Genomic DNA, 15,007 nt, shown 5'->3' with positions numbered 1-15,007 from the left:
AAATCACGGCGTTCTTTTGTCAAATGCTCTAGCGAAGTGTCCACCAGCGCCAGGTCAGGACGACCAGGGCCGCGTAGATCAAGAGCATCAGCAGCAGTCCCCAGATGCTTTTGCCCAGTTTGTGGGGGTGGCGGGACGCCTGCGCGCGGGCGTCGGCCATGACCTGCGGGGGGATCAGGCGCAGGGCCAGCCACAGCCCGGCAGGAAGCAGCAGCAGGTCGTCCAGATAGCCCAGCACCGGAATGAAGTCGGGAATCAGGTCGATGGGACTCAGGGCGTAAGTCAGCACCAGCAGCGCGAGGGCGCGGGCGTACCAGGGCGTGCGCGGGTCACGGGCGGCGTAACTGAGCGCCAGCAGCTCGGCTTTCAGGCGGCTGGCCGCGCTTTTCAGTCGGTCGAGCATGCGGCAGGGTCAGCGCAGGACGCCGCGCAGGTTGGTGAGTTGCGCCTGCACAGCGGGAAGGCCCGCCAGAATGGCCAGCAGGCCGAACAGCACGATCACCACGTAGGCGGCGCTGAGCCACGGGCCCCGGGTACTGGACACCTGCGCACTGGGCATCTGTAGGTCGAGCACCTGCGGGTCGGGCCTCGGCGTCAACCACTGCTGCACCACGAACAGCACCGCCGCGCCGAACAGCAGGGCACCGCCCGCCAGCGGGAGGCGCAGGGCCTCGCTTTTCAGCATGTCCATCGCTTCGTTCTGCTTTCCCAGGCTGTTGCCGGCCAGCACCGCGCCCAGCACCACCGACAGGGTGTTGTTCAGCGCGTGAATGATCACCGCGTTCCACAGGCTGCCGGTGTGCTGCACGATCCTGGCCAGCACGTAAGCCAGCGGAAGGATGCCCGCGATGCTGGCCGGCACCCCGTGAGCAATGGAGAAGGCCAGGGTGCTGGTCAGGGCGGCCACCGTGAACCCGGCGGCGCGTTCGTGCCCGCGCATCATCAGGCCGCGGAAGGCCACTTCCTCGGCCAGTGGTATCAGCAGCCCCGCCGACAGCACCAGCACCCACAGGTCAATGCCCTTGCTCAGGAATTGCGGCACGCTGCTGGCGGCGCCCGGCACCAGCATGAGGTACGCCAGTGCGAAGGCGCGCGAGGCCATGAACCCCAGCGCGAAGCCGGCCAGGGCGGTGCCCCAGGCGGGCGGGGTGCGCCAGCGCGAATCGGCCAGCAGCGCACGCATGGGGCCGGGCAGCGCCAGGAAGGCCAGCAGCACTGTGATCAGGAAGGAACCCAGCAGCGCTGTCCCCAGGCCCGCGCCCGCATACCGGATCAGCAGGGCCGAAGCGACGTTCTGCACGACCAGCAGCAGCAGCGCGGCGCGGTTGCCGTCCACCGCGCGGACACCCCGCGTCTGGGGGGTCAGTTGAACGGGTGGGTCTTCCGGCCCGGTGGGGGGCGTGGGGGTCGGGGTGGTCATCCCCGTGAGCTTACCGCGCCGGCGGGCCGCTTGCCTTCACTCCACCCTCTTCCCTGCGGCCCGTTCAGGAAGCCTCACTGCCTCTGCATTCTCTTGCGGATGTCGCCGATGTCCCAGCCGGTCAGCCGCGCCAGGTTCTGGGCCTGCTGCTCACGCTGTTTCGGGAGGCTGGCGCGGTACTGCCGCCCCGCCTCGCACCCGGCCGCCCCGGTGTAAGGGTGACGCAACACGTAACGGCCCTGGAAGTTGCCGGTATTCTGCGTGACCTTGAAGTGCAGGTCTTGCGGGTACGTTTTTGCGGTGTAACGCACGTGCAAGCGGGTCAGGTACACGGGCTTGCCGGGCGTGTCGGGAATCTTCAGGGCCGGCAGGGCGGGCTTCACCCCGGCGCCCGCGTTCTGCTGCCGCCAGAATACCCCCGCTTCGGCCAGTTCCGCCGGGGTGGGCGGCTCGGTGCTGCACGGGTCGCACCAGTTCGTGTTCCAGGCGTACTCCATTAGAGGCACGTCGCGGCCCTCGCGCAGGTGCGTGGTTTTGAAGAGGTCGCGGTAGAACTTCCCGAAGTCCTGTTTCACGAACAGCGGCACTTCCTGCCCACTGGGGATTTTCGCGGTGCGGTAGTTGCTGGTTTCCACCTGGCCCTGGCTCGAGAGCAGGTACAGCGTCAGGTCCTGCTCGGTGCCGGGCGAGTTCAGGGTGCCCAGCCGAATGGGCAGCATGAATTTCTCGGACTGGTAGGTCATGACGATGGGGTTCAGGAAGCCCCCGCCGGACTGGTCGAAGCGTTCCAGATTCACGCGCACCACGAAGAACTTCATGCCTCCGCGCAGGTAATCGCCCAGCATTTTTTCCGCCCCGGCCGGCAACCTGTACCCCTCGTCACGCAGGAAGGTCGCCAAACCGTTTTGCTGCCTGGCACTCAGGATCAGCACGTCGTACTCGCCCACCTGGTAACTGGCCTCGATCTTCACGCCCAGCGCGTCTGCGCGGCGTTGCTGGGGGGCGGCGTCCTCGACAATGGCTGAGGTCGCGGTGGTCTGGGCTTTTGGCATAGGCGGCAGGCACGGGTCTTCGTCGAAGTACTCGACCAGGCGCGGGGCGCTGTAGGCGTCGAGCTTCTTGATGATGTTCGGGTCACCGATGCGGATGTCCTCGCGTCTGGGCACCACGGGAATGGGGACGATGCGGGCGAAGTCCTTCACGTTGCCCTGGTAGTCGTTCATCATGGTGAACACGCTGCGGTTCCCGTCCCGCGCAATGATGACCTGGTTGCTGCGGTTGAACAGTTTCGTGTCGGCCTTGGCCACGAAAAACCCGCAGAACGCGGCGGCCTGCGAGACAAGTGCGAGGGACAACAGGGCGGACGTTTTGCGGGTCAGTCGCATACGGTTCTCCTTGAACGCCGGGGGGTTCAAGACTCAGCTTAAAGGCTGGGCTGACCGCAACCTGAATCATTTGACGCGCAGGGATTTGGAAACAGGTTGTTTGCGTACCCACTTCAGGAAGCGTTCCACATCCGGGTGCTCCAGCAGGGCGTCCACGCTGCTGAACTCCCCGGCCAGTTCGGCGTTGGTGAAGGTCTTGTGCAGGAACTTGTGGCAGGGGGAACACAGCAGGACGGTGGGCAACTCGGCCACCTTCAGCCCGCGCCTCCGCCCCTGCGAGCGCGGAATGAGGTGGTGTTCGGTCAGCGTCGGCGTTTCCCGTTCGCACAGGGCGCAGCGTTCCGGCGCGGCGGGTGGTGGGGGCCAGTCGGTTTCGGGGCGCTTGCGGGCCACTTCAGGCGGTCAAGACCTGAATGGCGCGGTGCAGCATCTCGTCGTCGATCTGGTGGTGCAGCACCAGGCGCACGGCGTCCGGCCCCAGGGCACTGCCCAGCACACCTTTCTCGGCCCAGGCGTCCACCTTGCGCTGGGCGTCGGGAAGGGTGGCGTACACGATGTTGGTCTGGACACTTGCCATATTCACGTCGTACCCGGCGTTCACGAGCGCTTCGGCCAGCTGCCGGGCGCGGCGGTGGTCATCGGGCAGGCGGGCGGGGCCGTCCCGCAGGGCGATCAGCGCAGCGGCGGCCAGCACGCCGGCCTGGCGCATGCCGCCGCCGAGCATCTTGCGGTAACGGTGCGCCCTGGTCATCAAGTCCTTCGAGCCGAGCAGCACGCTGCCCACCGGGGCGCCCAGGCCCTTGGACAGACAGATGCTGACGGTGTGGAAAGGGCGGCAGACTTCCTCGATCGAGACATTCAGGGCCGCCGCGGCGTTGAAAGCCCGCGCGCCGTCCAGATGCAGCGGCAAACCTTCCGCGTCGGCGACGGCGCGAATCTGTGCCATCACTTCCAGCGCAATCACCGTGCCGCCCGCCTTGTTGTGCGTATTCTCCAGGCTGATCAGTCCCGTGGGCGACTGGTGAATGCTATGACGCACCGCCAGCCGCACCTGCTCCGCATCCGGCACGCCCAGCGGCGCGGGCACGAAACGCGGCACCACGCCGCTGAAAGCCGCCATCATGCCCAGCTCCCATTCGTAGATGTGTGACCCCTCGGCGCAGATAACCTCCTCGCCCCGGCGGGTATGCACCGCAATCGCCACCTGATTCGTCATGCTGCCCGACGGCATGAACAAGCCCGCCTCGAAGCCGGTCATTCTCGCCAGGGCGTCCTGCAACTCGTTCACGGTGGGGTCTTCGCCGTACACGTCATCGCCCACCACGGCGTTCGCCATCGCCTCACGCATCTCCGGGGTGGGCCGGGTCACGGTATCGGAACGAAGATCGACCTTCAGCGTGTCAGTCATGCCCCAGGCTAGCGTCCCGGCCAGGTGCGCAGGCGGAAATGCCTGCTTTCAGGGGCGTCTGCGCCGGTACGTCAATTCGCGCATATCCCCTGCCTTTGCGGGCGCCTAACAGGGTGCAGTGTACCTGGTGATTTCAACGTCTACGAGGAGTTTCATGCCTGTTCACCTGCGCTGGCGAGTCTGCACTCCGGAAGCCACGCCGGCCGGGCTCAATCGGCGCGTTCCAGACAGCACTTAAAGCCATACCTATTTTGGTGTGTCGGACAGCTTTGGGCAGATTTTGTGCGTCTCGACACCCGGATGAGACGCCAACCAAAGTGATCTTCATGACGTTCTGCTCAAGGTCGGGTATGCCTGCCTTTAGGCCTGTCTCAAATGGCCGGGCGGGGGGCTACGGCAAACTCTGATGAGCGGGGGGAATCCAACGCCCCGGAGAAGAAAGACTCGAAACTGGAGGTTTCACCATGACGATGAACCAAGAAAGCCTGATCCGCCTCAGCGAACTCAACACCACCGACTACAACCTGAACGACGTTTACAATCCGGTCGGCGGCACGGCTTACGGTTACAACGGTGAGAAGATCGGCAGCGTCCGTGACGCGCTGGTCGAACCCAGCACGGGCCGCATTCGTTTCCTGCTCGTTGACGTGGGTGGCTGGTTCTCCAGCAAGGAAGTGCTGGTGCCCGTGGGCTACAGCCGCATCGACGACACCGGCGTGTACTTCGACAATCTCACCAAAGACCAGGTGAAGGCCATGAGCGAATACCGCGAAGGCCAGGCCTACAGCACCGACATGATGGACACCGATGAGCGCGTGCTGCGTGGCGTGAGCGATGTCGACACCGCCCAGTACCGCGAGCGCGTGGTCAGCGGCAAGGACACTGAAGTGGCCAACTACCGTCAGCATGCGTACTCCACCCCGGACCGCCTGCAACTGCTGGAAGAGCGCCTGATCGTCAACAAGGACAGGTTCAAGGCCGGCAGCGTGCAGATCGGCAAGCGCGTGGAAACTCACCAGGAAACCGTGCAGGTGCCCCTGACCCGTGAAGAAGTCGTCATTGAGCGCCACGCTGTCAGCGATGGTCGTCCGGTGGAAGGCGCCGTTCTGGGAGCCGCCAGCCAGACCATGACCGTCGAGCTGGAAGCCGAACGCGCCAACGTCAGCAAACAGGCCTATGTGACCGAAGAAGTCAGCCTGGGCAAACGCGCCGTGACCGAAACGCAAACCGTGACCGACACCATCGGCAAGGAAGTGCTGGAAGTCAACAAGACCGGCGAAGTGACCATGACCGACGGCACCCGTGGCATGACCACCGGCACAACCGGAGCCGTGGGCACCATGACCAACGCTGGCAGCGCCGCGGGTGACGTGGCCTCTGCGGCGGGCAACAAGCTTGAAGAAGGTGCTGATCGCCTGCGCGCCGTGGGCCACGAGGTGGCCGGGGCCATCACGGGCAACCCCAAGCACGATGCCCTGGCCGCTGAAGACCGCGCCAAGGCCAACATGAACAACGACCAGGCCGACCGCGACATGCTCGACGCCGACCGCAAAGTCTGAGCCACCCCATGCATAAGGGGGCAGAGGGTTGATTCCTCTGCCCTTTTTTCCATCCTTCCCCGACCTACCCACCCGAGGTGACTCCGATTCCATGACCAGTCAAGAAGACCCCAGATTCAGCGCCGATGTCCCTGGAGAACGCGTCGTTTCCGGCAAGGACGACCAGGCCGAAGGCCGCGTGACCGCTGTCCGGCGCGGCAACATCACCGAAGTCATCAATCCCGACTCGCTGTCGCAGGCCCGCACCAGTACTGAACTGGAGACCCTGACCCTGCACGAGGAACGCGCCCGCGTAGAGGTGTTGCGTGAACAGGCGGGCAGCGTCAGCATCCGCAAGGTGGTCAGGCAGCGCGAGGAAGTCCTGCCCGTGACCCTGACCACCGAAACCCTGGAAATCACCGTGCGCGACGGGGCCGGCAAGGTTACCCTGAACGGCGAAGTGCTGGAACCGGGCCGCACCTACGAAGTAATTGTCCATGATGAAAAGGCCGTGGTGCAAAAGGAAGTCTTCGCCCTGAGCGACGTGACCCTGAACAAGGAAACGCGCACCTACACGCACACCGAGAACATCACGCTGCTGCGCGAGGAACTGGACGTGCGAGACCCACAGGGCCTGGTGCGCGAAGTGAAACTGGACGATTGAGCACCAACAAAAGTTGATGTCCCGGGCGCGTAAGGAATGGTATGAAGTGCGTATGCACCGAGCCATTCCCGCTTTTCTCGTGACTGTGAGATTATGGTGGGGTTGACTTCCGGCGGACGGGAACCTCAAGTTCTGCCGCCGAAACCAACAAAAACCCGGCCACCCCAACCTTAGACCGTGCCACTTCATACCACCGTGAGCGACGCGGCCACCGCCACGCTACGCGAAAAATATGAGGGGAAGAATGTATGGGTGTACGGTGACGGGCCGCTTGTGTACTTCACCCCCTATAGCACGACCGAGGACGTCGGAAGTATTCAAGACACGGTGAAAGTCCTGAAGGTGGAACGCTGGGCCGAAAAAATACCCATAGAAGTCAGGCGGGGTGGTGGAACATTACCGCCCAGAGCGGTCATGCAACCGTTCGTGTTCACCGGTCAACCCGCGAAACGCATGCGGGCAGCCATGGTAGCCGCACGGGAACATGCCGACCGCCCCGTGGCAATTACCTTTCGAGGGCAAAACCTGTCAGCAGTTCCTGGTGCCGTTTGAAAGTTCCGTTCATGTGGAACGCGAGTTGAGTTTGACCCCACCACCTGACGAAATGACCGGTTTGATTACGCGGTTAAAAGCGCAGAAAACAGCCAGACCGGACATTCGAGGCCTGACGCACCTGCAATTACTGTGGTTGCGTGGCGTGCCGGAAGTTCCGCTGGCTGACCTGAACACCATCCTGACTGCCCCAACATGGACGATTTACGGTGCGCCGGGACGTGGCGATAACGTGGTCACCTTCGAGAATGACCGCGTGGTGAACGAGACTTTTCCCAGCATGGGGTCGTGAGGGCTTACTTTTTCGTGCAGGTCAGGTCAAATTCCATGTTGTAAACCTTTGCCAGGGGTAATTTATCGTCCTGCAATTCCCTGATACTGGAAGCGCTGGGGCGCACCAGCAGACGCGTCCAGCCCTTCTGTTTGATGTTGTCCGTCATGGTTTTTACGGTGGTGTTCGCGCCGGGCAGAAGGGTAGCGAGCCACCTATCTTCATAATTGGGCATTTCGACGGCATTTCCAGCCTTGTTGGCGGCTTTCACGTCGCTGGGGCTGGGGAGCATGAAGTTGTGAAGTTCCTGTTTGCTGGCGTTCGCTATTTTCAGGGTTGCACCGAAACGATCTCCTGCCCAGAAGGTGTTCAGGAGTTGCACGGTGTACACGCCGTTGAAGAGCGTGTCTCCCACGCAGCCTTTTACGGCCTCCATTTTGGGGGTGACGCCGCCTGCCGTGATTGCGCCGACACGTTTCAGGTCATCAGCTTTGAATTTGTAGTACACGACGCCTTTCTCCGTGACGGGCGTGGCTTGCAGGCCCACGCCGTTAATGAACACCGTCTGCGTTTGTGCAGTAGCAACAGAGGCAACCAGAAGAAAGCCGAGGGTTAATTTCTTCATGCCTCTTGTTACGTGGTCAACGCCCGCGAGGTTGCTGAACCCAGTGCAAAAAAATCGCCCGGTAGCTTGAAACTGCCGGGCATTAAGAAGAGGGCAGGTTCGCTTATGCGTTCGCCATCTGTTTCTGGCGTTCCTCGATAACTTTTCTGGCAATGTGGTCGGGTACGTCCTGATAACCCTGCGGCTTGACGCTGAAAGCCCCCCGGTCACCGGTAATGCTGCGCAGATCGGCACTGTAATTCTGCAACTCGGCCTGCGGCACGACCGCACTGACCACCATGACGGTGCCCTCGGGATCCATGCCCTGCACGCGGGCGCGGCGGGTCTGGAGGTCGCCGATGATGTCCCCGGCAAACTGCGCAGGAACGCGGACTTTCAACAGGACGACCGGCTCCATCAGGCCAGGCTTGGCGTTCTCCATGGCGTTTTTCAGGGCCAGGCTGCCGGCGGTTCGGAAAGCGATATCGCTGCTGTCCACATCGTGATAGCTGCCGTCCAGGACAGTCACCTGAACGTCCTGAATGGGGAAGCCGGCCAGGAAGCCTCTTTCCAGGGCGTCCTGCACGCCTTTCTCGATGCTGGGAATGTACTTGCCGGGAATAGCTCCGCCCACCACGGCGCTCCTGAAGCCGTACCCGTCGCCGTGCTCGATGCGGATTTTGCAGTCGCCGTATTGACCGTGCCCGCCGGACTGTTTCTTGTGCTTGCCCTGCGCCTCGGCGGCCGCGTGGATGGTTTCCCGGTAAGGAATCTGGGGGGCGCTGGTGGTGACGTTCACGCCCAGGGCCGCCAGTTTCTCGATGGCGATGGTGGTGTGCATGTCGCCCATGCCCGAGAGGAGTTGCTCGCCGGTCTGCGGTTCACGGGCGAAGTGCAGCGTGGGATCTTCTTCCATCAGGCGCTGCATGGCCGCGCCGATCTTGTCCTCGTCCTGACGGGTAGTGGGGTGCAGGGCAATGGTATGGGCGGGTTCCGGCATCCACAGTTCGTCGTACCGGATGGGGTGCTTCGGATCAGCCAGGGTGTCTCCGGTGTGCAAGTCCTGAATTTTGGTGATGACACCAATCATGCCCGCCGTCAGTTCCGGCACTTCCTGAATGTCTTTGCCGTTCATGACGTACAGGTGAGCGGGTTTGACTTCGATGTCGTGCGTGGTGTTCAGCACAGTGTCGCCAGGTTTCAGCGTGCCGCTCCACACCCGAATGAAAGCGAGTTTCCCAACGTAAGGGTCGACACTGCTGCGCCACACGCGGGCACTGAAGGGGGCATCTTTCTTCGGTTCGCGTTCCTCGCCGTCCTGACCCACCAGGTTGCCGCGTTCCTCGGCGCTACGCAGGCCATCGACCATCAGGTTCAGGAGTTCGCGCACGCCAATTCCCTTCTCGGCACTGAGGGGAATCACCGGGTACAGCGTCCCGGCATGCACGGCCTTCATGAACGCACTGTGCAGTTCGTCGTCGCTGATGTCCTCGCCTTCCAGGTAGCGGTTCATCAGGTCGTCGTCCGTTTCCACGATGGCGTCCACCAGTTCGCTGCGGGCGTCACGTAAGGTCGAACGCATGTCAGACGGCACTTCCGCCCCCTCACTGGCTTCCCCGGTCAGGATGTTCACGATGCCCCGGAAGTGCTCGCCCTCACCAACCGGCAGGTAAGCGGCGGCCACATGACCCGGCAAACTGGATTTCACGCTGGCGAGGGCCATGTGAAAGTCGGCGCGTTCACGGTCCATCTTGTTGATCACCACAATGCGCGGCATGTTGAAACGGTCAGCGGTAGCCCACACCCGTTCCGTGCCCACTTCCACGCCGCTCACTGCACTCACCACCATCAGGGACGTATCGGCGGCACGAATGGCCCCGCGAATTTCACGCACGAAATCAGCGTAACCGGGCGTGTCCAGCACAGTGATATCCGTGTCCTTGTGCTTCAGCAGCAGGCTAGACGTACTGATCGAGAACCCGTGTTTCTTCTCGGCCTCACTGAAGTCACTCTGAGTCGTGCCATCCTCCACCCGGCCGCGACGAGTAATGGCCCCACTCTGGTGCAGCAGGGCCTCGGCAAGCGTCGTTTTCCCAGCGCCGCTGTGCGCGGCGATACTTACAATACGAACGGACATAAACCACCTCAACCTTTGCATGTCAGGGAAGTGCCTGCGAACGAACGCCGCGCCGAACAGTCTTTTTTGCTGACCGGAGTGTACACCCGCCGGGCGGGACACATGACGTCTCTATGACACCAGGCGTCCCACCATGCCAACCGTGAAGCAGGACGTTTTGCCCGCGCACAGGCGTATTCTTGAAGTTATGGCCGAAACCGGGAACATCATCACCACGCCGGACGGCTCGCGCACCGCCCACAATGAACGCTTCGGCGAAGCCTACGGTTCCAGGCACGGGGCCGCCGCGCAGGCCCACCACGTTTTTCTGAACGGCACCGGCACGAACACGCACCCCGCCCCACGGGTGCTGGAAATCGGTTTCGGCGTCGGCGTGAACTACCGCGCTACCCTCAGCGACACCGCAGAACGCGGCGTTCCACTGGAGTACGTGGCTTACGAGTTCGACCCTGCCCCCGCACACGTTTTACAGGAAGTGGCCGAAGGGGGCGAGGGCGCAGAACACCCGGCCTGGGTGGAAGTGGTGAAGCAGTGGGAGGCAAGCTCCCGCACCCGCCGCTCTGCTCCACCCTCGACTGCACCGACCCTGGAGTCACCGCAAGGGCCGGTGGCGTCGCCATTGACGATCAACACGGCGTGCGCTTCCGTCGCTCTTCACTTCGCGGATGTGCTGAGTGCGGATCTGGGCGAGGGCTGGGCCACCGCTATCTACCTCGACGGGTTCTCTCCCACGCGCAACCCGGAAGTGTGGACGCCAGAATTCGTGGCCAGGCTGACCCGCGCTCTGGCCCCCGGTGGGGTGCTGGCCACGTACAGCGCGGCTGGGCACGTGCGCCGCGCCCTGGCAACCGCTGGTCTGCATGTCACCAGGCGACCCGGCGCCCCCGGCAAACGCGAGTGCCTGCGGGCAGAGAAGCCAACAGCGAGAAGGGAACAGGAAGTGGGTGGTAAGTGATGGAAAGAACCGCCGTCGTTATCGGAGCGGGCATCGCGGGGGCGTCCACCGCCTATTTTCTGAGCCAGGCGGGCTTCGCGGTGACGGTCGTGGATGCGGGCGTTCACGCGGCCAGTCACGTGCCCAGTGCGCTGATCAACCCGGTGCGCGGGCAGTCGGGGCAGGTGGACGCGCAGGCCATCCTGGGCATGCACTTCACCTGGGCGCTGATCCGGGAACTCAGCGCGCAGGGCCACACCATCCCGCACGGTCAGGACGGCGTGCTGCGCCCCATTCCGGACGACAAAACGCGGGCAAAGTTCGAGCGGAACCTGCCCACCGCCCTGAAAACAGAGTGGCTCTCCCCCAGCGCCAGTCCCGAACCGCTTTCCCCCGGCTGGGCGCATGTCCTGCGTCTCCCCGAGGCCGGGTGGGTGGACGGAGAAGCCCTGTGCAGCGCACTGCTCCAGGCCTCCGGCGCAGCCATCATCCAGGGCAGAGCAGAAAAGTGGACGGCCACCCGCGTTCAACTCCTTGCTCGGCCCGCACCCCTCAGCGCGTCCACCGTCATTTTCTGCGGAGGTTCGGTGGGTTCCAGCTGGGCGGGGGAAACGGCCACACACCGCATGGGGTCGATGTTGCGGCTGGCGCGGGCGCCGACGCGGCAGCCGCTGAGTTTCGGGGCTTACGTGTCGCCGGACGCGCAGGGGGGCGTGCTGGGAGGAACCTTCGAGACCCCCGCGCCGGTGTGGCAGGAACCCCATTTGCCGCTGTCTTCACTGGAGTGGCTGCTGAGAAAAGGTGAGGCGCTGACTGACCTGAGGGGCGCAGCTGTTACCGGGGTGTGGACAGGTTCACGCCTCTCCGGGTTGCGCGGTAGCCGCGAGACAGACGGCTCATGGCGGCTTTCGGGTCTGTCCAGCAAGGGCTTTTTGCTGGGGCCGCTGCTGGCATCAGGGCTGGCCCAGGAGATCGCCCAGGAGTTGGCGCAGTCACACGAGCGGTAACGCCTCGGGGGCCGGGGTCTGCCCTGAACGACTCCTGAATTCCCTTACACTGAGACGATATGGCGAAATACCGCATCTGCTTGATTGAAGGGGACGGCATCGGTCACGAGGTCATTCCATCCGCCCGCCGCGTGCTGGACGCTGCCGGGTTCGACGCCGAGTACGTTCATGCCGAGGCCGGGTACGAGTACTTCCTGGATCACGGCACCAGCGTGCCGCAGGCCACCTACGACGCGGTGGAAAACACGGACGCCACCCTGTTCGGCGCGGCGACCAGCCCCAGCGGTGAGAAACCCGCCGGGTTCTTCGGCGCGATTCGTCACCTGCGTCAGAAGTACAACCTGTACGCCAACGTGCGCCCGACCAAAACCCGCCCGGTGCCGCACAGTTACGAGAATGTCGATCTGGTCATCGTGCGCGAGAACACGCAGGGCCTTTATGTGGAGCAGGAGCGCCGCTACGGTGACACCGCCATTGCCGACACGGTGATTACGAAGGACGCCAGCGACCGCATCGGCAAGTTCGCCGCCGACCTGGCCATGAAGCGCGGCAAGCGCCTGACCGTGGTACATAAGAGCAACGTGCTGCCCGTCACGCAGGGCCTCTTTATGAACACGATTCTGGATCACGCCAGAACGGTGGAGGGCCTACAGACCAGCACCATGATCGTGGACAACGCCGCCATGCAACTGGTGCGTAACCCCCAGCAGTTCGACGTGATGGTCATGACGAACATGTTCGGCGACATCCTCAGCGACCTGGCCGCTGGCCTGGTGGGCGGCCTGGGCATCGCCGCCTCCGGAAACGTGGGCGACCAGTTCGGCATCTTCGAGAGCGTTCACGGCAGCGCCCCCGATATCGCCGGGCAGGGGGTTTCCAACCCCACCGCCACCATTCTGGCCGCCGTGATCATGCTCGACCACCTGGGCGACCATGACACCGCCCGCCGCCTCGACAACGCCGTGAACAAGGTGCTGGCCGAAGGCCCGCGCACCCGCGACCTGGGCGGCACGGCCAACAACCAGGAATTCACGGACGCCGTGATTAAAGCCCTGGCGTAAGCTGCACAGGCTCAACGCAGAAAGCCCTCCAGTGTGGGGGCTTTTTGCATAGGGGGGTCAGGTTGAAAGTCACGAAGAATGGCGAAAGTTCCTACGCGCTGACGGACTGGTACATCGAGAACCTGCAAGGGCGGACGTTCTGGGTGTTCGATCTGGAATGCACGGGCGGGAACGTGGAGGCAGCGCGGGTCATGCAGTTCGGCGCGGTGCGCGTGGAACGTGGCCGCCCTGTGCCGGGCAGCGAGTTCACGCGCCTGGTGAATCCGGGGCAGCCCATCCGGCCTTTTATTGCCGAGCTGACGGGCATCACGGACGAGCGCGTGAAGGACGCGGCTTCTTTTCCGGAAGTCTTCGCGGAATTCACGCAGCGCGGCGCGGGGTGCGTGTGGGCAGCGCACAGTGCCTTCGAGTTCGACCTGCCGATGTTGCTGGCGGAATGTCGGCGCCACGGCCTGCCCTTCCCGGATGTTCCAGTGATGGACAACCGCGCCCTGCACACGTACCTGTACCCGGACAGGGCCGGTGTGTTCGGCACGGCCTACCAGCTGGCGCACTTCGGTATTGAGGTGGGGACACGTCAGCGGCACGACGCGCTGGGAGACGCCCTGCTCGCCGCCGACATCTTCTGCGCGAATCTGAAGTTATGCCGTGAACGAGGCGTCCATCACATACAGGTGGGAGACGAAGCACTCACCGTGCAGTACGGGCATTTGCCTGAAGCCGCGCCGACACTGGAGTGGACGCTGCCCATACCTATTTCACGTTCAGGAAACTGAACAGCGCCTGGGCAATACCGGACGCGATTTTCTGACGGTAGTTCGGGTCAGCCAGTTTTGGGCCTTCGACGGGACTGCTGCCGAAGCCGATCTCGGTGAGGATGGCGGCGGTCTTGGGGTTGCGAATGACGTAGAAGGCGTCCGTGTGAACGCCACGGTTTTGCGCCCCGGTGGCGGCCAGCAGGTTGTACTGGACTTTCTGGGCGAGTTGCTGCGAGAAACTCAGTTTCGCCTGCGCGAGGATGTCGCCGATGACGTTCTCGGCGACGTTCGCAGCCCGTTTCGTGAGGGCCAGGCCGACGTCCCCGCCGCCGTTCTCCAGCACCGCGAGGCTGCGGCTGGCCCCGCCGAGCGGCTTACCGAAGTAGTACGTTTCGATGCCCTGCGCGTTCGGATTTCCGGCGTTCACGTGAATGGAAATGTACGCGGCCACCTCGCCCAGTTCAGCCATGCTGGAGCGAGCGTTCAGGTCGGTGACCTTGTCGCTGCTGAGGTGGCGGTCACTGCTGCGCACCAGCCGTACCTCGACTCCCCTGGCTTGCAGCAGCTCACGCAGGCGCAGCGCGACGTCCAGGGTCACATCCTTTTCCATCACCCAGCGGCTGGTCATGCCGGGGTCGATGCCGCCGTGCCCGGCATCGATCACCACTTTGGGCCGGGTCAGCGTGCGGGTGCTGGCCGGGCGGGTGACGGCGACTGGGGTGCGCTGGCCGAGTACCCTCCTGCTGGACGTTGTTTTGCCAGCCACTGTTTTGTTGGCCACGGGCGAATCGGGTGAGGACGGCACATCGATCACCAGCCGCGCGGGCTGCTTGCCGTCCGCCTTCAACACGCTCACTTTGGCCCGGGTGTGCCCTGGGGCCAGGCCCAGCGTGACCGTGGAACCGGCGACGCGGTATCCGGTGACCCCGGCGGCGCTCAGCTGACCCTGCTCGGTTTTCAGGGTGGTGCCCAGCTTCACGGTGAATTTACCTGCCTGGAAAGCCGTGCTGAAGGGCGCACTTTTCGGAAGGTTGAAGACCAGGCGCGTGAACCCGTCGTGTTCACCGACACGCGGGGCGCTCAGGGCGACGCTGGCAAGGCCAAGGACACTGATCAGAAAAGCGGAAATGGACTTCACGGCAGTTCGGAGTTTACCTGTTCTTCATCTCCAGTGGATGGGAAACAGGCACGCCAGTTCGGGCGTCCCCGGCAAAAAAGGCAGCCTGAATCAGACCTGACGCACCTGCTCACGCCGCTCAGGGAGGGAA

The 15,007-nt window shown here is 63.6% G+C and carries 14 protein-coding genes and 1 pseudogene; 7 read left to right on the top strand and 8 right to left on the bottom strand.

Annotated elements, in window-relative coordinates; translation table 11 throughout:
* Positions 1–28: 28 nt before the first annotated feature.
* From E5Z01_RS01670 to E5Z01_RS01650, 5 genes are all read right to left on the bottom strand, one after another.
* Positions 29–403 (bottom strand): YkvA family protein, encoded by a 375-nt coding sequence (locus tag E5Z01_RS01670; protein ID WP_135227784.1) that lies wholly within the window; start codon positions 401–403, stop codon positions 29–31.
* Positions 404–412: 9 nt separating this feature from the next.
* Positions 413–1,420: a CPBP family intramembrane glutamic endopeptidase gene (locus tag E5Z01_RS01665; RefSeq protein ID WP_135227783.1), complete on the bottom strand. Its 1,008-nt coding sequence runs from the start codon at positions 1,418–1,420 to the stop codon at positions 413–415.
* 74 nt (positions 1,421–1,494) lie between these two features.
* Entirely contained in the window at positions 1,495–2,805 is a 1,311-nt protein-coding gene (locus tag E5Z01_RS01660; RefSeq protein WP_135227782.1) for a DUF2330 domain-containing protein, read from the bottom strand.
* A 66-nt stretch (positions 2,806–2,871) separates the two neighbouring features.
* Positions 2,872–3,198, bottom strand: a complete 327-nt coding sequence (locus tag E5Z01_RS01655; protein WP_135227781.1) for an HNH endonuclease — start codon at positions 3,196–3,198, stop codon at positions 2,872–2,874.
* A gap of 1 nt (position 3,199) precedes the next feature.
* On the bottom strand, positions 3,200–4,213 hold the full coding sequence (locus E5Z01_RS01650) for a threonine aldolase family protein (protein WP_135227780.1): 1,014 nt from the start codon (positions 4,211–4,213) through the stop codon (positions 3,200–3,202).
* A 470-nt stretch (positions 4,214–4,683) separates the two neighbouring features.
* Here E5Z01_RS01650 and E5Z01_RS01645 point away from each other — a divergent pair.
* The 3 genes and pseudogenes from E5Z01_RS01645 to E5Z01_RS01635 all read left to right on the top strand — a co-directional run.
* Positions 4,684–5,538, top strand: a pseudogene (locus E5Z01_RS01645) (PRC and DUF2382 domain-containing protein); the annotation flags it as partial.
* Positions 5,539–5,863: 325 nt separating this feature from the next.
* Positions 5,864–6,415, top strand: coding sequence for a YsnF/AvaK domain-containing protein (locus tag E5Z01_RS01640; protein WP_135227779.1), 552 nt, complete (start codon positions 5,864–5,866; stop codon positions 6,413–6,415).
* Between the two features lie 484 nt (positions 6,416–6,899).
* Positions 6,900–7,259: a hypothetical protein gene (locus tag E5Z01_RS01635; RefSeq protein ID WP_135227778.1), complete on the top strand. Its 360-nt coding sequence runs from the start codon at positions 6,900–6,902 to the stop codon at positions 7,257–7,259.
* 4 nt (positions 7,260–7,263) lie between these two features.
* Here E5Z01_RS01635 and E5Z01_RS01630 read toward each other — a convergent pair whose 3' ends face one another.
* Both E5Z01_RS01630 and fusA read right to left on the bottom strand, forming a co-directional pair.
* Positions 7,264–7,863 carry a hypothetical protein gene (locus tag E5Z01_RS01630; RefSeq protein ID WP_135227777.1) on the bottom strand — a complete coding sequence of 200 codons (600 nt, stop codon included), beginning with the start codon at positions 7,861–7,863 and terminating at the stop codon, positions 7,264–7,266.
* A gap of 103 nt (positions 7,864–7,966) precedes the next feature.
* Complete coding sequence (fusA, locus tag E5Z01_RS01625; protein ID WP_135227776.1) at positions 7,967–9,979, bottom strand: elongation factor G; 2,013 nt, start codon at positions 9,977–9,979, stop codon at positions 7,967–7,969.
* Between the two features lie 187 nt (positions 9,980–10,166).
* Here fusA and mnmC2 point away from each other — a divergent pair, with 187 nt between their 5' ends.
* From mnmC2 to E5Z01_RS01605, 4 genes are all read left to right on the top strand, one after another.
* Positions 10,167–10,934, top strand: coding sequence for a tRNA (5-methylaminomethyl-2-thiouridine)(34)-methyltransferase MnmC2 (mnmC2, locus tag E5Z01_RS01620; RefSeq protein WP_135227894.1), 768 nt, complete (start codon positions 10,167–10,169; stop codon positions 10,932–10,934).
* The gene (locus E5Z01_RS01615) at positions 10,934–11,920 is read left to right on the top strand and encodes an NAD(P)/FAD-dependent oxidoreductase (RefSeq protein WP_135227775.1); all 987 of its coding nucleotides are present in this window, start codon (positions 10,934–10,936) and stop codon (positions 11,918–11,920) included. Before mnmC2 ends, E5Z01_RS01615 begins: the two co-directional genes overlap by 1 nt.
* Positions 11,921–11,979: 59 nt before the next feature.
* The gene (locus E5Z01_RS01610; RefSeq protein ID WP_119763107.1) at positions 11,980–12,981 is read left to right on the top strand and encodes an isocitrate/isopropylmalate dehydrogenase family protein; all 1,002 of its coding nucleotides are present in this window, start codon (positions 11,980–11,982) and stop codon (positions 12,979–12,981) included.
* 62 nt (positions 12,982–13,043) lie between these two features.
* Positions 13,044–13,757 carry a 3'-5' exonuclease gene (locus E5Z01_RS01605; RefSeq protein WP_167757712.1) on the top strand — a complete coding sequence of 238 codons (714 nt, stop codon included), beginning with the start codon at positions 13,044–13,046 and terminating at the stop codon, positions 13,755–13,757.
* Here E5Z01_RS01605 and E5Z01_RS01600 read toward each other — a convergent pair.
* Positions 13,735–14,877, bottom strand: coding sequence for an N-acetylmuramoyl-L-alanine amidase family protein (locus tag E5Z01_RS01600; protein ID WP_240738128.1), 1,143 nt, complete (start codon positions 14,875–14,877; stop codon positions 13,735–13,737). The two genes, E5Z01_RS01605 and E5Z01_RS01600, sit on opposite strands and share 23 nt — an antisense overlap.
* Between the last annotated feature and the right edge of the window lie 130 nt (positions 14,878–15,007).

The organism is Deinococcus fonticola (genome assembly GCF_004634215.1).
Classification (GTDB): domain Bacteria; phylum Deinococcota; class Deinococci; order Deinococcales; family Deinococcaceae; genus Deinococcus; species Deinococcus fonticola.
Note: the sequence above shows the minus strand (reverse complement) of the source record. Positions and strands in the feature narration are given on the sequence as shown.

Bases quoted from the DNA above. Each gene is read 5' to 3' on its own strand.
- E5Z01_RS01610 (WP_119763107.1), top strand. From the start codon at position 11,980: ATGGCGAAATACCGCATCTGCTTGATTGAAGGGGACGGCATCGGTCAC.
- E5Z01_RS01630 (WP_135227777.1), bottom strand. From the start codon at position 7,863: ATGAAGAAATTAACCCTCGGCTTTCTTCTGGTTGCCTCTGTTGCTACT.
- E5Z01_RS01665 (WP_135227783.1), bottom strand. From the start codon at position 1,420: ATGACCACCCCGACCCCCACGCCCCCCACCGGGCCGGAAGACCCACCC.
- mnmC2 (WP_135227894.1), top strand. From the start codon at position 10,167: ATGGCCGAAACCGGGAACATCATCACCACGCCGGACGGCTCGCGCACC.
- E5Z01_RS01635 (WP_135227778.1), top strand. From the start codon at position 6,900: ATGCCGACCGCCCCGTGGCAATTACCTTTCGAGGGCAAAACCTGTCAG.
- E5Z01_RS01660 (WP_135227782.1), bottom strand. From the start codon at position 2,805: ATGCGACTGACCCGCAAAACGTCCGCCCTGTTGTCCCTCGCACTTGTC.
- E5Z01_RS01615 (WP_135227775.1), top strand. From the start codon at position 10,934: ATGGAAAGAACCGCCGTCGTTATCGGAGCGGGCATCGCGGGGGCGTCC.
- E5Z01_RS01670 (WP_135227784.1), bottom strand. From the start codon at position 403: ATGCTCGACCGACTGAAAAGCGCGGCCAGCCGCCTGAAAGCCGAGCTG.
- fusA (WP_135227776.1), bottom strand. From the start codon at position 9,979: ATGTCCGTTCGTATTGTAAGTATCGCCGCGCACAGCGGCGCTGGGAAA.
- E5Z01_RS01650 (WP_135227780.1), bottom strand. From the start codon at position 4,213: ATGACTGACACGCTGAAGGTCGATCTTCGTTCCGATACCGTGACCCGG.
- E5Z01_RS01640 (WP_135227779.1), top strand. From the start codon at position 5,864: ATGACCAGTCAAGAAGACCCCAGATTCAGCGCCGATGTCCCTGGAGAA.